Source organism: Pantoea sp. ICBG 985 (assembly GCF_002928365.1).
In the GTDB taxonomy this organism is placed as follows: domain Bacteria; phylum Pseudomonadota; class Gammaproteobacteria; order Enterobacterales; family Enterobacteriaceae; genus Pantoea; species Pantoea dispersa.
In genome coordinates this window covers 22701-37908 of the sequence record NZ_POWM01000011.1, presented here as the reverse complement: position 1 = coordinate 37908, position 15208 = coordinate 22701, and the positions used below count along the sequence as shown (strand labels likewise).

Below are 15208 nucleotides of genomic sequence, written 5' to 3'. Positions count from 1 at the left end.
AATGACCATGAAAACCTTACTCATTACGGCGCTGACCTTCAGCGCCATTCTGCTTTGCGCGGATGCGGGCGCAGCTGATCAGCCAGCGATTGCCGGCGACGATATGGCGTATATGAAACAGCAGCAGCGCGATCTGGCGCTGTTTAAAAGTCAGCTGCAGGGTATGAACATCACCCTGCCGGACGTGCAACAGGGGCGGGTTGCGCAGATGCAGAATGAGATAGCCGCCGGACAGGCGGATCAGAACAGCGCTACCCGTCAGACCCCGCGCGCGGTGTATTTCGTGAGCATGGGCATTCCGGAAGAGGGGCTGCTGCCGATGCTCTCTGATGCACGCCGCTTCGGCATTCCGGCAACCCTGCGCGGGCTGCTGAACAACGACTTTCGCCAGACCGCAGAGAAGATGTTTGAACTGTCGAAGAAGGACAGGCAGGCGGGCGTGCAGATTGACCCGACCCTGTTTCAGCAGTACGGCATTAAAGCGGTGCCTGCACTGGTTGTGACATGCGTTGGCAAATTTGACGTGCTGTACGGCAGCCTGCCGGTGCAGCAGGCTCTGGAGGAGGTCAGGCAGCGCGGTGACTGTTCAGCCACGGCGGCGCAGCTGCTAAAGAGTGCGGAGGGCGCGCAATGAAGCGACTGCTACTCATCCTGCTGCTGTTCTCAGTCGCCGGGGCCCGTGCTGACGATGTCAGCGATGCTTATAACGCCGGTGCGGGGTATGCCGGCTCGAACAAAGGCCAGGGAACATCGGCAGCAAAAGGCACAGACCCGGCGTCAGTTATCCCGGGCTACACGTCAAGCCCATCGCAAAGCGGCTACTACGGCGGGGTGCAGGGCGGAGATGGCGGCATCAGCGACAAGGGCCAGACCGAACTCAGCCAGAACGAGGCCGGGCAGGCAATATCCGACTCGTCCACGAAGAACCCGGCGGTGACCATCGACCCGAACGCCGACTTTATCCAGAACGGCAAAAACGCCGAGGCGAACAGCGGCTCCATCGTGGACGGCACGAACCAGCAGTGCACCACCAAAGTGGTGTCAAAGTCGGTGTTTGAAAACTACAGCTGCGACCGGGATGTGGCACAGGTGCAGACGTGTGCACGGACCGGAAGCATTCAGGTCACAGGATCACGTGAGTCTTACAACACTCAGTTAGTTCTCAATGCGGCCAATTCAACGGCGGTAATCCTTGATAATTACTGGGTGCGTTACGACTTTACGGTGCCGGATGATGGAGTTGTAAGCAGCGGAACCTGGGCTTTTACCTACCCCAGAAGCCCCAGCTACCACGGGGAATCCGGAGATCGCCTGTGGTATTCAATTAAGGCGCTGGATTTTCAGACGGACAGGGCTAAACCAAACCGTAACGGTGACGCAGCGATATCGCCACAGCGCGTTACGAAAGGTCAGACGGTTTCTCTGTACCTGCGTTACAACACTGACGGTCACTATGATACCGGCCGTGATGGGCTGATCAGGGCTGTCAGCAATGGCAATTACGTTTTCCAGGTCATATTCCCACTACAGGCCGAGCGCGACACGACTACCTCAACTGTTGTGTGGAGCGAGTCCTGCGGCTTCGATAAATCAAAGGCTACCGGCACGGCAGGCACGGTGTGTACCGACCCGGGCGGGAGCCGGACGGTAAATCAGAACGGTAAAGACTACACGCAGAGCGCCTCCTGCTGGCAGTACTCGGACGCCTATATCGTGCCGGTCAGCTCAACCGGCAACTGCAGCACGCTGATGGCCAACAAAAACTGCACGGTCTCAGCCCGCAGCTGTACTCAGAAAGAAGGCGGCACCTGCCTGCACGAGCAGGACACTTACCAGTGCCAGACCACCTACAGCTCAGAAGGGCTGCTGTGCGGCGGTCAGTACTTCTGCCGTACCGGTGACTGCAGCGGAACCGATGGCGCCGGCGACAGCGGCTTTGATACCGCGGTGGCGAAGCTTGCCGGCCTGGCCTCGGCCGGCGATGACGTCAAAGCCGATCAGGTAAACGTGAAGGCGTTCACCGGTCAGGCTCTCTATTGCCGCAAGGCAATGGCGGGCTTTTCCAACTGCTGTGTCGACACCGGCTGGGGCAACAGCGCCGGGCTTGCCAACTGCAACAGCGATGAGATGGCCATCGGCAAGGCGAAAGCCAAAAAGGTCACGGTGCTGGTCGGTGAGGCCTGCAACCGGGCGGTGCTCGGCGTATGCGTACAGAAGAAGCAGGCCTACTGCGTATTCGGCGGAAAGCTTGCCCGTATCATTCAGGAGCAGGGGCGCCGCGACCAGCTGCACGTGAGCTTCGGCAGCGGTGACTCCCCCAACTGCCGCGGGATCACGGTGCCCGAGCTGCAGGCCATCAACTTCGACCTGATTAACTTCCAGGATTTCTACAGTGACCTCATGGCCAACCAGAAAATTCCTGACTCCGCCACGATGGTAAAGCAGGCGAAAGATCGCATCGCCGCGCAGGTGCAGGCGCAGACCGGAGGAAAAAAATGAAGCAGATAGTGCTTGCCTGCCTGCTGATGGCGGGCGCCTGTCAGGCTCTCGCGGACGATGCACCGTCAGCTGATGCGGTCGTGACGCCCGCAGAGCCGTTCACCGGCTGGCACTGGTACAACGAGCCGAAGAAAAAACCCGATCCCCCTGCGCTGAAGCCTCAGCCCGCGCCGCAGGTGCCGGACTTCAGCCGGCTGTCACCCAGCGAGCAGGCTGACGTGCTGAAAGGCTACACGAAGGAGGCGCTGAACAACGCCATCCTGCATCCGTCGGCGGAGAATACGGCTACCTTCCTGCGCTGGCAGAAGTTCTGGACCGACCGGGCCTCGATGTTCAGCCAGTCGTTCGCGGTGGCGCAGCTTGACCATCCGGATCTCGATTACAACCTGGAACACCCGCACTACAACAGCACCGCGCCGCTGCAGCAGGCACGCGATCAGGAGGAGCAGACGCAGGCTATCAGCGAACTCGCCGGGCAGTATGGCCTGTTCTACTTCTACCGGGGCGGGGACCCGATAGACGCGCAGATGGCGGGCGTGGTGGCGGACTTTGCCCGCCTGCGTCACGTCTCGCTGATACCGGTGAGCGTGGACGGCACGGTGTCGCCGCAGGTGCCTGACAGCCGTCAGGACGCGGGACAAAGCGCGCGCATGGGCATTACCCACTTCCCGGCGCTGTTCCTGGTCGACCCGAAGTCAAAAAGCTTCCGCCCGCTCGCCTACGGTTTTATGACGCAGGATGACCTGGCGAAGCGCTTTCTTAACGTGGCCACCGGCTTTAAACCTAACTTCTGAGGAGTTCCTGATGCTGACGCTATCACCCGTCTGGCACGGGCGGCTGGCCTCTCATCGCGGGCTGGGAATTTATCGGAAGCTGGGCGAGGAAGCTTACACTGCTTACCACAACGGGATTTACCGGACCGGCCATAACGAAGGCAAGCTTACGGCAGAAGACATTGAGAAGGTTGCTACTGCAGTCGGTGCAGGTGCTGCCTCTGGCGATGACAGTGCCGCTTCCGATCAGATGATTGAAAGCAACGATGCGCTAGCTGAAATGCTGGGACTGACTGGAACGCCGGGCATTATCATTATGCCGGCGGAAAACGCCACTGCTCAGAACACCACAGTGATACCCGGCGTAGTCAGCGAGGACGTACTGCAGCAGGCAATTAATCGCGCGGCTGGCAGATGAAAAAACCCGGTGCAGAACCGGGCAACCCGCAGTGGCGACAATATCAGGATAGGAATGGATTATATTTCCGGTCAGTTAAACCGTTTATCCTTATTTCGGTTTTTAATTATTTCATTTTTCTTATCCCCTATTCCTATGTATGAAAAGAGTACGGCGACATACAGATATTCGATTGCATAAATAATAAATTTTTCGGCGTTGCCAATTTTATACTTTTCACTGATATCTCTGGCGATAACGAGCAGGAGGACAACCAGTACTATATCTGGTGCGATTTCAAAAAAACGAGATACTAAGCTTTTAACATCACCGGTACCGGATTCGGAATTTTTTATCAGATGCTTATACTCTCTGTAGCTTTCAGACAAACCCACCGCACGGGACAGCAGTGCGGCTGATAAGGTCAAGATAGTAGCCAGTGCATTTTCAATCACTTTGAATTCAACGGCGAACCAAGCTAAAACTCCATACACTATAAAATTCAGTAGCGTAACGAATAATGACCTCGCATCAAATGAACTTAGAACTTGTAGCGTTAGATATGCTGTAAAGGGCAGGCCAATGCTAAGTATAACAATCAGAGGGATGACGGCGTAAACATACATATTCATTGAATCTCCTTTTAGCGGAAAATATTGTATCTTTATATTTTCCTATAAGTATTTTCATTTCGCCTAGAATGGGGAATGACATAATAATACCTTTTTTATTGCTAACCACCTATTCAATCAGAACCGTCGAAAAATGCCACAGTGATACACGGCATAGTCAGCGGGGAGGTACTGCAGCAAGCTATCGGTCGCGCGGCTTGCAGATAAAAAAGCCCGGTGCAGAACCGGGCAACCAGCGGTGCCGGCATTATCAGAATGGTTTTACTGCCGGCAGCGCCAATGGGTATCGGCTATAATACCAGAACCTTTATTCTTGACAGGCATGTCCTTCAGGCTGTTCGTTCCTCGCGATGCTGCGGTACGCCTCAGCCTGATTGCCCTGCCCGTCGTCAGAAATGCAAATCCGTGCAGAAATTGGCCCTGAAATTATCCGTTCATTTTTGTGTTACTTCCGGACAAGGAATCAGATAAACCCACCACGATAAACTGCTGATTTGACTTTAGTTCGCCTGGTAAATGAAATTGTTGCTGATTATTCATAGCAGTGTGTATTTTTTTTATGCAGATGAGTTGAGCTGCGAGTAATCTGTACTGGATCTGGACGCTTCAGGTGGGTATTCTTTCCAAAAATCGCTGGGCGGCGATCATCTTCAATCCTTATCCGGATACTGTGGTGGTGATGGAAAGGATTTACATAACCTGTGGCCGGACATGCACGGAACGGGCAGATTAGAACCGGATGGGACGTATCCGTAAAAACGTCCAGGGTACGGAGCGCGGGTTTTACCGGGCTCTGAATGCAAAAACCCCCCGAATCTGAGCTCAACTTGGCGGAAGAATCAGAATCAGGGGGTCCAAAAGCAGGCGCTGCGCCTGTGAAGGATTATAACGCATGCCATTCATAAGACAACCCCTGCCCGCCATAAGTTCGGGACAGGGTGAATGACCAGATTTTAATCGGGTTAGACGACCCGACCTCCACGACTGACAGGCGACGCCGCGGCGATCATTCCGTCATCTGCAAGTGCCCCGAACCTGTATGGTTTGCACCAGACAGCTATCGCCCATTGCCGGGCGAGTTTGGCCACGCCATGCGCAGGCTGGTAGTGAAAGACAGGGTGACAGGCCAGCTTCGCCTGCGGCAGCGCCTCTCCCGCAATCCATACTTTGTCAGGCTGCGCAGGGCTGCAGGACGTGCACGGGATTTCCGGCCGGAGCGCCGGGCGCTGATCGACGCCATTATACCGTTGCTGGTTCAGCGTGCCGATATGGCCACCTGGGTTGTTACCGTGAACGTTGGCAGACTGGCCGCCGAACTGAGCCCCAAAGATGATGCCGGCAACGTCATTCCGGCGACCCGTGTAGAACCGTGCCGGCTGTCGCGGCTGTTCCCGGAACTGGCGCGATACGGGCTGCTTGAGATGCCTTCTCTGGAGTGGGACCCGGTTGAGAAATTCTGGATGCCCCGCCATATCGTACTTACCGATCGCTTCTGGCAGCTGTGCGGCGTTAACATGGACAAGCTTTACGTACAGCGCAACCAGCGTCTGGAAGCGGAAGCTGAGGGGATCATCGAGCCGGGCACGCACGAATCGGTGCGCGCTGCGCGCCAGCGCTGGTATGAGAAGATGCGTATGGCCACGCTGCTGAGCCGTCGCGAAAAAGCCGTTAAGGAAAAGCGCCGTAAAAGGCTGGGCAAGCTTCCGCTCGACGAGCGGCGGAGTGCGATGGCCAGCTGGCTTATCAGGACGATGCCCAATCATGAGTTGATGAACACCGATGCTGAAACCTTTGATCGCCTGGTCTGGCAGAACCTGAACCAGCTGGAGCTCGGCCTCGGCTACGACCCCGCCCTACCTGACGTCGTGCACTGACGTTATTCCCCATGACTTTACCGCCTTGACTGGCGGTAAATCTGTTTGTGTTACGCTCGCTTTCCCCGTATTTGCGTGAAATTCTGCTGCCATTACCTCCGTCACCGGACCTTAACCGGCCACCGCGGCCGTCTCGATTTTTTTATACACAATTATCCGCAATCGGAAAGTTACTATTAGCCGCAGTTGATGAATCACTTACCCGCAAAATATTCCTGACTTACGTCATAAAGAATTAATCAGAAAAGATAAATAAGGTGTTCATGCCGGCATTCTGCGAGGATAAATAAGGCCTTCGCTTGCAGCGGCCAGAGACGGCCGCGCCGCTCAGAATCTGAAGCACCTCCCGCTGACGCGGGCCCCGAAATCATAAAGTAGTTACAACAAACATAGATTCGCCATAGAAAGATACGGTGCCGGCCTGAAACCTCACGCCCCTCTCAACCCAGACCCGCGCCGTACCTGAAGCCCGGTTGCCCCCACTGACCAGCCGCCGCCGCCCGGCCCGGAGGGCCGGAACTGCAGTGGCTGATAAATGGGTGTTGTAACTATAGAATCGAGTGGCTGTAAGTAACACCGCGGGTTCTTTCTTTCGTCTCCGACCGTCTGACTTAAGTGCGCCTGACTGGCCGCTGCTTAAACGGCGTCGGTCAGGGAAGGGTTGGTTTTTCGCCACCATAAGCCCTGTAACCGGCTACGCCGGGCTTACGGCGCCAGCTGGCACCTGTTCCGTCCTTAGCGTTTTATGGCGCCTCCATGCCGCTTACGCGACATTCAGGGGCAGTCTGCGCACTGCTCGCCTGCCTTCAAATTCTGATGGGATTTTTGATCTGGATGCATATTATCCTCTGCCGCTTTCGGGGAGAATTTACCCCCCAATATGAAGGTGTATGATCCGCATGGAAGAAAAAGAAAAGGTAGTGAGCATAGCGAGTGATTTGCTCGGCCGTGCAGTCTTGATGGCCGCCGCTAAAGGCTTGCGTATTACTAAAAAGGCTATCGTCTCAGAATTATCACTGATAAATTTCGCAGATGAAGATAAAGCGCTAAGAGACCTGGCGATAGGTATGCTGAATGCGGCTGAAAAACTCGGGGCTTCGTTTTTTGCAGACAACTCATCTGGCTGTGTCAGCATGGGCAACGTCAAAGACGAAAGTGAGTCACTCTCTGCTTGAAGCGAGCTACACATCAGAGAATACGCAGGTACAACACTGGCTCAGGCTCTTTTTTTGATGGCGGTCACTTTCATAAGACTTAGAGGCTCGCTTTCTAAAGGCGTTCACTTTCATAATAAGGTGGTCACTTTCATAATACCTCTTCCGTAAGAGGTTACTTTCATAACATTGAGCCTCCTAAAAAACCGTTGTTCGCCTCTTTGCCGGGTGTTACCTAACTCACAGACCCCATTCTTGTGAAAAGCTCTGCCTTAAGGGACCTTTGTTTATGAAAGCACCCACCCCTTAAGGTCTCGCCTTATGAAAGTACCCTACCTTGACTGGCATGTTATGAAAGTAACCGCTATTTTTGTGCAGTTCGCCCTAAAGCCTGCAGTTTTGGAGAACGACTGTTTATTAAGAACATGATTTCTCGACCTTTTTTATATTCTGTATAATCGAGATAGCCGATTCTGACAAGATCGGCCAATGCACGTCTGATGATAGCGTTCTGATCTTTGATTTGAGACTCGAGCGCCAGACGCTCACGAAAGCGCTTCATTGAAATGTACAGGGTACCTGCAGGCATACTCTCCAGATAAACATAAAGCGACTGTGCAGCTTCTTTGCGCGACAGTTCTGAAAGTGCTTTCAGTCCAAGTAATACCTTGTGATCATACCGATACAGTTCCCACAGACTACTATCACCGACAATCTCCACCTGATCAGTTTCATAGTTGAGAACTGCGCGCTGAACCAGGTGCGTTACCAGCGACTTTTTAACGCCTTTTCCACGAAATGAGAGAGTTACACTTGAGAGATTAAACAGAGAATCGTGCAGACGTGCACGTGCACGGCCGTTGATATCGGTGGGTTTAAGGCCGCACATTCGGGCAAACTCCGAGAAAGGCAGCGTGATTTTTTCGCTGTTATAGCCATATTTTGAAAAAGCAGAAATAACACCGATCCATGTTTTGAAATCAGTGGACATGCTGAGCTTAGCCCCCTGAATTTTTATGTCGGTATACCCCTCCTGCCTTGCCACCTCTAGACTCGACAATTCGTCGGATGCATCAATTAGGAAATCACGTTTCCCTTTCTCTTTAGGGGCTACCGGCGTAAACACGCTGAGACGAAGAAGTGCCACGGGTTGCACCGACTTATTACTATTCGGTGTCAGTTCATAAACTGTGTTTGAATCTCTTTTGATAACTGAAAATGGGTTCTCTATCTCTATGTTTTCAGTGTCTTTTTCCATTTATCCACACCGTATGGGTATTTACTACTCAGTTTATGAAAGTAACCGCCTTCGGGTTATGAAAGTAACCGCTTAGGTTATGAAAGTAAACGCCTTTATTATGAAAGTAACCTCTTTTATTATGAAAGTGACCGCCGAGATCCCTTTTTTCCACATACGATTCAATAGCTTAAAGGGGTGGTGATCTCTATTGATCTTTACTTGTTCTCTATATGATCTAAAAGAATTGATCTATTCAGTGGATATGTGGATAAACGCAGCTATTACCAAACTAGGCAACCATATCTGGTGCTGATTACAGTGAATTATGGCTGGTAATTGATGCTTGAAGGCGATGATTTGGTTATAACGAAAACCCCTATAAGCTGTGTTTTGCCTCCTTTTCAAACGTAACCATCTCATTGTTGACGTCATTTTTTGTGGTGTGTAAGTTTGGGTTATAAGCGTGACGACTCTGCTAAGGTTGCGAAATTCATGACAGCAAAGAAAGTATATCCGGTGAGGTTTGCTGGTCTTCGAGGGACGCAGGAGTGCTCCGCAAGTTTGCGGACTGATAATCCGGAACAATGGCAGCGCTGGCTAAAGCATGCTCGCGATAATAAAGCCACTACGGTCATTACTTGTCTTTGTAAAGCTCCGGAAGTGGATACGAACTCACGACGCCTTAACGTACGCCTCTCACAAAAAACGGATCAGTGTTGCCTAGCCTCGTGGGCATTCTCAGGGCACGAACACGCGTCGGACTGTCGCTTTTATTCAGTGTGGCCAGACGAAAGACAAGCGGCAATATACACCTCTGATGTTGTGAAGGCAGCGCCGGATGGTCAGCTTATAGTGCGTCTTCCTACAGGTCTGCAGAAGAAAGATCCGGTAGAACAAAGCCAGCATGGGATTTCTGTGAGCACAGCTTTGGGAAAACGCCGACGTCAGCCATCAATGCGTCTGTTGGGGCTCCTGCACCTGCTCTGGGAGCAATCCGGCATTAACGTCTGGCATCCGGCTTTTGATCGTAAAAAACGCTATCCCGGCTGGATCAGCTGGCGACTAAGCGAAACGGCCTCGAGAATCAGAATAGGTCGGCTCCCACTGCATCAGTCTCTGATGCTGATGGCCATGAAGGATTCACAGCAGGCTGAGCTGAACCGGCAGATTACTAAGGTAGCCAGCAGCGGATCACGCCGGCTCATCGTCATCTCGCAGCTGGCTGCCTGGAGTGTTGCTGCTGACGAACGGCTGCAGCACACCCTTCCGCTGGGGCTGTTTGCTGGATTCCCTGTGCTAACCCTACCGCAAGATGTCAGGGAGCGCCTTTCACGAAGTTTTTCACGTGAGCTGGCCGACTGGCGCCGTGGTGCCAAAGTGATTGTTATTTGCGAAGCTGAGCCGCCGGAAACCACTTTTGTCCGTAAGGATGGCCGCAATGTTCCACGCATTACTTGCAGAATTATCGACGCGGCGCTGATGACGGTGAGTCCACGCTTTATTCCGCTGGATTCCCGCTATGAAGGTGAAGTTGAAGAAAAGCTGTGGCAGGAAAAGCGCGCCTTCATTAAACCCTTGCGCTACGACGGTGAGGAAGACGTATTTCCGGATTTCGTTCTAAAAGACGTTCCGGGCGTAGATGGGCTACCAATGGAAGTCTTTGGCATGAATACCCCTGAGTACCTGCTGCGTAAGCACGAGAAAATCGGTCATTATGATTCGGAGTTTGGTCAGGGTAATTGGTGGTATTGGGAGGCTACTGCCAGCATGGAAATGCCACCATTTCCACGATGAACTGACATACATAACAGGATTATTTCATGTATTTTTGCGCTCTCCTCATAGCAGCGGCCTGATTTGGCGCCAGGCCTTTTCTTAATAGATCTCTGCCTCAAATCTCGAAGAATCACTTTTCTTTAAATTTACTCAGCAGCTCATCAATCAGCGACGGCGGCACCTTTTCAAGTGCGGCCCTTTCAAAGGTATCGTTTGTCATACGATAAAAATCTGGCTGTACGGCACGAAGCTTTTTAATCGCCTCCGGCTCTAGGCGGAGCAGATCACGCACTCTGGACGCCGCTTCCCTGTATTTCTGAACGACGGTGTATGCCTGTTTGTTGGTGTTATTACACCAGAATTCAATCATATCTTCAGAAAACACTGTCGCCAGCCCTTCTTCAATAACCGGTGCTCCATCTCCGACAACGGGCGCAAGCAGATGGACACATTCATGCGCCAGCTGGTAAACCATTTCCTGCCGATCTGAATATGCTTCTACGCTCAGGCTGATAGCAATATGTCCGCGCGGTGGAGTTTCCCTGTTGCCCGGGAACCAGATCCTCGGACCTTCATCATGGAAGTCCACCCCGACATAGGTCCAGTTGCGATCGCGCATACCGTACCTTTTTTCCATTTTCTGAATGAAACGACTCGCATAGGTGGCCGGGGTCATGCTCCAGGATTCATCTTCAGGCTGCCAGCATTTGAATAAATGCTGTGGTATACCGTATTTATTGCTCATTTCCATTCTTATCCTTAGTCGTCAGCGTGGCATGATGGATTACATATCGTCATTATTATCAATAGCTTCACGCACTTTATCCAGTAAAGGGGACAGCGCGTGTTGGTTCCTGTCGCTGATAGCGTCGAGACGGGACCTAAAATGGCCGGTCTGCTCAGTCAGCTTTTCGGCGACAGCGAGATCAAGCCGTAAGTATTCACCCCTGTTACTGCTGCTGACAGCGGTACGCAGGCATAGCAGCATATGCAAAAAAGAGGCATCTTCCTGGCATGCTTCGTTCACCCAACTCCTGATTGTTTCGACCCCGGCAATATCCCGCCATGCCCAGAGATAGCTGCGTGCTCCTTTCATATTCAGAACGCGCGTCCGGACGTCAGGCTTCGCCATTCTTTCAGTCATCGACTGACGTAACGCATCCATCTCATCTGCAGAAAAAAGTTTTTCTTCCTCGCTTCCCGGCCTGTCACCGGCGGCGCCGTGCAGCCAGAGTAAGTCGCGCATGTAGCTAGCAGCCCACTCTACGGCGTGTGTCAATTTTATAAAGTCATTTAGATCCCTCAGCGTATCGGAACGGTCTTCCCTGAGCATCTGCCTGATAAGTTGGGAAGCGAATATCTGTATTCCCAGATCTTGCTGACGAAAAAATAGGCTCAGGCTGCGGGATCGATAATAATCCAGCACGCTATCGGCATGGTTGAACAAAAAATCCAGCAGCCCTCTACGGGCATGCTGGCCAGCCATGAGCGTGATCGAGGGTGTCAGGCGCGTAAGTATGTGCTCAAACCAGGTGCGGGAGGTAACACCGTTGGCTGACAGGCTTTCCAGCAGACGCTGCCTGAGCCCGTTACGGTCTTCCCTGGCCAGCCGGATGATTTCCGCAATCTCAGCATCCGAGAGCACGTTTCCCGGCGCCGAAAAGGCAAAGTAATAGCGCCAGTATACCGGACTGGACAGGCGACGCTGCGCGCTGGCGGCCTCGTTCTTGCGTGGGTTCTCTTTCGCAAATGTGACAGCGCCGGCTTCCTGATCCCCGTGGATGCCTGGCACCCATTCCCCCAGCGCCCAGGGCGAACGTGCGGCATGCGTGGTGAAACGTGTCAGAGCTCGTGACAGTGATGCGGACATTTCCTGCTGTTCCCCCTCGCTGAGCCTGCCATCCTTTGACTCCACTATGGCTCTCTCAGTGAGGTAATGTTCAACCCAGGCGTACAGGTCAGGGTTAACCACCCTGAGCAGCTGCAGCAGGCACAGGTCGGGGAAGCAGACGTAATCACGCATGCCCGGGTAGAGGAAGCGAAGAGAATTTATGGCCTGAGTAACTTCGCGCGGGGTGGTCAGGGGTTCGCCGTAAATGTCAGCGACATGACTCAGCTCGCTAACAAGCTCAGGATCGGCATTTTGCCCGTTGACGTCTTTATATACCTGAAGCGCTTCGCTGAGAAAGTGACCGCGTAGCTTAAATGTTTCAGGTCTCGGCAGGGTAAATGTAATCGGCACAATTTTCTGCAGATAAACGCGGCCATCAGCAACGTTCAGCCCGCGTTCAACAGCATGAGCCAGTACGTCACGGTCATAGCACATTACGTAGCGAAAACGGGAAAAGTCCGCCACCGATCGCACCAGCCGCAGGACCTCGACGGCCTGAGACGGCTCCAGCCGATCAAGGTCATCAATGACGATAATAAAAGTCAGTCCGAGCCTCTTAAGTCGGGATTCGATGTCTTCTCTCAGTTTGGCCGCCGTTTCAGTGCGGGCGCTGAGGTCTATTCTTGCAAGTGCATCCATGCCCTTAGATGCCAGAGAGAAGCCTGGAACGAAGTTACCTGCAAAATCCGCAATTGGTGCAAGACGGCCCGACGTCTGCTGAAGATAGTTCAGTACGTCCAGCGTCGCGCCTTCATTTCGCTTACGGGAAAGCCACCGCCACGCCTGCCGGAATTTTCTGTACGTGATTTGGCACAATCCCTGTGCTGCAGGTTCTTGCAGCTCTTCCTTCCGGCGGATGATATCGGCGACCGGCAGGAGCAGCGCTTCAGCAAGACTGCCGCCCCCGCTGAGCCAGGGAGAAAAGGACAGAACATGCATATCAGCGGGACGGCTGCGTTCCAGGCGCGAAAGCAGGAGATTGAGAAGGCTGGTTTTGCCTGCTCCCCACCGGCCCTCAAGACCTATTACCATGCCTTCATCGCCCTTAATGCCCAGAAGGCTTTCTGCCAGACCGTCTGCAACAGCCCCAAAGCCAAACCGGTCATCTTCGACGCTGTTAATCGGGCCGCTCTGGCTGAAATAAAAGTCTGGCTTCATCTCAAAGATCCCCGTAAAGCGCACGCAATTCGGCCAGCACCGGCGCCGCCTCAGCATCCGCCACCGCGTCAAGGAGCGCCGCCTCCAGCTGCAGGTACTCCTCCTGTGTCATGGCGATGTGGATGCCGTCCAGCCCCAGGATCACCTTCTCTCCTTCACCGCGCGGGATATACAGCGATATCAGGCTGTCGCGGGCGCTCCACGCGTCCGTGCTTCCCTGCCAGGCACGGGCCTGCATATAGCGGACCAGCGCGCTGAACACGTCCCATCCCAGCGCCAGCGACACCCGGCCTGCGGTCACGAACAGGCTGAACTGCGGCGCCAGCCAGGCCTGCCCGGGCAGCTGCGGCAGCCGGTTTCCGCGCACCTCCGCACGCAGGATGACGTCAGCCACCTCAGCGATCAGGCAAACGTCGTCCGTGACCAGCCCGGTCACCGCCGCCCAGGCCTTCATACTCTGCGGATCCGGCTGCTGCGCCCGGATGACCAGCGGGAAAACAGCTTTCAGGCGCGCCGGCGTACAGATGCGGGCGATCGCTTCGTCGGGAAAGGCCTTCAGGTTCAGGGCACCGGAGTAAAGCGGTCGCAGCAGAAACTCAGCCCAGGTGGTATCTACGCCGTGCGGCATGGCCGCCATGAACGCGTCCGTTTCGTTGCGGTAGTTTTCGCCCGTCAGGTCAAAGGCCCGGTTAATGTAGTAGGTATCAACAGGTATGCCGTTTTCGCCGGCGTACACCAGTGCGTCAAAGGTGATGCCCAGAAGCGCTTCCATTACCGGCCAGCTCATGAAGGCACTGCCGGTCTGGCAGGCCGCGTGCGCCTGTGCAAACAGCCAGCGCAGCTCGGCGGGTTTTACCGTCTGACGGCCGAACGTTTCCCCGCGGACAACCTTGCGGTAAAGCGCCTCCCGGGTCCCGGCAGGATCGGCCTGCAGGGCAAAAAAGGCATCATCCGGAGAGGTGGACTTCAGTGCGCCGTCGAGTAGCCGTTCGGTCAGGGCGTTGACCGAGGTGTCCTCAACCGAGGCACGGGACTTCAGGCTTTCAATGAGTTTTTTCGGAAACCGTAATGTCAGCTGGCTTAGCATAATGCTTTTTTCCTGGATGCTGTGGGATTTGAGAAAGAATGCATCGGCGTAAGAAAAAAAGCACGCATTAAGTGAGAGTGACATCATGTCATGAAGCAGCATTCACAGTTCTTCCTCTATTCTGCGCTTAGATCCGAAAAAAGGCAGAACCGGAAATACCGTACCTGAGACGTCAGGCTGACCGGATGGTAAAGTGGTTTTTCGAACCGGAACGGGAGGGTTAAATGGGAAATTATTCGGATTTTGAGACCGATTTTGTTCAGCGAACACTGGCACTTATCGACCAATATAACGAAATGATTGAGATACAGGCCAAGCCATTCGGGGAGCAGTACAACTACACGTTGACCCTGAATTGTCTTCTGGGTCTTATCGTGTTACCGAAAGAGAGGGCGCTCTCGTTCCTACCAGTGGATCGTTTAACGCAGCAGCTTAAAACCAGCATGGGGTTACGGGAGTCGCAACTACCCGGTCCGGAGATGACCCTGCGGACTCTGATCCTTAGAATGAGAAATTCTGTGGCTCATTTCAGCGTCAAGGTTGTATCAGTGAGCGATGAGCGTCTTGTAGATCTGATTGCTTTCAGGGATGCTCCGGAGGATGAGAATGCCTACGCCATTTTCAGCGCCCCTGAACTTTTGCCTTTCCTTAAATATTACGCGGCCCTGCTGCTAGACAATATATTCCGACGCCGCGCGCAAGGTGTTGCCGCAGGAGATTTGTAAGG

At 53.7% G+C, this 15208-nt stretch carries 13 protein-coding genes; 8 read left to right on the top strand and 5 right to left on the bottom strand.

All coding sequences use genetic code 11. From position 1 onward, the window contains the following. The first annotated feature begins 7 nt into the window (after positions 1-7). Genes trbC through C1Y42_RS22415 form a run of 4 tightly spaced genes read left to right on the top strand, consistent with a single transcriptional unit; the run spans position 8 to position 3690 of the window. Positions 8-634, top strand: coding sequence for a type-F conjugative transfer system pilin assembly protein TrbC (gene trbC / locus C1Y42_RS22430; protein ID WP_104094406.1), 627 nt, complete (start codon positions 8-10; stop codon positions 632-634). Further along, positions 631-2499 carry a type-F conjugative transfer system mating-pair stabilization protein TraN gene (traN, locus tag C1Y42_RS22425; protein ID WP_104094405.1) on the top strand — a complete coding sequence of 623 codons (1869 nt, stop codon included), beginning with the start codon at positions 631-633 and terminating at the stop codon, positions 2497-2499. Before trbC ends, traN begins: the two co-directional genes overlap by 4 nt. Then, the gene (gene traF, locus C1Y42_RS22420) at positions 2496-3293 is read left to right on the top strand and encodes a type-F conjugative transfer system pilin assembly protein TraF (RefSeq protein ID WP_104094404.1); all 798 of its coding nucleotides are present in this window, start codon (positions 2496-2498) and stop codon (positions 3291-3293) included. Before traN ends, traF begins: the two co-directional genes overlap by 4 nt. Positions 3294-3303: 10 nt before the next feature. Further along, a complete protein-coding gene (locus C1Y42_RS22415; RefSeq protein ID WP_233210751.1) occupies positions 3304-3690 on the top strand; it encodes a DsbA family protein in 387 nt (128 codons plus the stop codon). A 71-nt stretch (positions 3691-3761) separates the two neighbouring features. Here the strand turns inward: C1Y42_RS22415 and C1Y42_RS22410 are convergent, their stop codons facing one another. Then, positions 3762-4301 carry a hypothetical protein gene (locus C1Y42_RS22410; protein ID WP_104094402.1) on the bottom strand — a complete coding sequence of 180 codons (540 nt, stop codon included), beginning with the start codon at positions 4299-4301 and terminating at the stop codon, positions 3762-3764. 938 nt (positions 4302-5239) lie between these two features. Between C1Y42_RS22410 and repA the strand changes: the two genes are divergently transcribed. Both repA and C1Y42_RS22395 read left to right on the top strand, forming a co-directional pair. Then, on the top strand, positions 5240-6175 hold the full coding sequence (gene repA, locus C1Y42_RS22405) for a plasmid replication initiator RepA (protein ID WP_104094401.1): 936 nt from the start codon (positions 5240-5242) through the stop codon (positions 6173-6175). A gap of 899 nt (positions 6176-7074) precedes the next feature. Continuing rightward, on the top strand, positions 7075-7350 hold the full coding sequence (locus C1Y42_RS22395; RefSeq protein ID WP_146068820.1) for a hypothetical protein: 276 nt from the start codon (positions 7075-7077) through the stop codon (positions 7348-7350). A 343-nt stretch (positions 7351-7693) separates the two neighbouring features. Here the strand turns inward: C1Y42_RS22395 and C1Y42_RS22390 are convergent, their stop codons facing one another. Then, complete coding sequence (locus C1Y42_RS22390; RefSeq protein ID WP_104094398.1) at positions 7694-8587, bottom strand: RepB family plasmid replication initiator protein; 894 nt, start codon at positions 8585-8587, stop codon at positions 7694-7696. Between the two features lie 474 nt (positions 8588-9061). Here C1Y42_RS22390 and C1Y42_RS22385 point away from each other — a divergent pair, with 474 nt between their 5' ends. Continuing rightward, the gene (locus tag C1Y42_RS22385; RefSeq protein WP_104094397.1) at positions 9062-10363 is read left to right on the top strand and encodes a DUF1173 family protein; all 1302 of its coding nucleotides are present in this window, start codon (positions 9062-9064) and stop codon (positions 10361-10363) included. 112 nt (positions 10364-10475) lie between these two features. Here the strand turns inward: C1Y42_RS22385 and C1Y42_RS22380 are convergent, their stop codons facing one another. The 3 genes from C1Y42_RS22380 to C1Y42_RS22370 are packed head-to-tail and all read right to left on the bottom strand — an operon-like array spanning position 10476 to position 14583. Next, positions 10476-11096, bottom strand: coding sequence for a hypothetical protein (locus C1Y42_RS22380; RefSeq protein WP_104094396.1), 621 nt, complete (start codon positions 11094-11096; stop codon positions 10476-10478). 33 nt (positions 11097-11129) lie between these two features. Further along, entirely contained in the window at positions 11130-13394 is a 2265-nt protein-coding gene (locus tag C1Y42_RS22375) for a P-loop NTPase fold protein (RefSeq protein ID WP_158251416.1), read from the bottom strand. Position 13395: 1 nt separating this feature from the next. Then, on the bottom strand, positions 13396-14583 hold the full coding sequence (locus C1Y42_RS22370; protein ID WP_233210750.1) for a hypothetical protein: 1188 nt from the start codon (positions 14581-14583) through the stop codon (positions 13396-13398). A gap of 122 nt (positions 14584-14705) precedes the next feature. On the opposite strand from C1Y42_RS22370, the gene C1Y42_RS22365 reads away from it, so the two are divergent. Continuing rightward, entirely contained in the window at positions 14706-15206 is a 501-nt protein-coding gene (locus C1Y42_RS22365; protein ID WP_104094394.1) for a HEPN family nuclease, read from the top strand. Positions 15207-15208 lie beyond the last annotated feature (2 nt).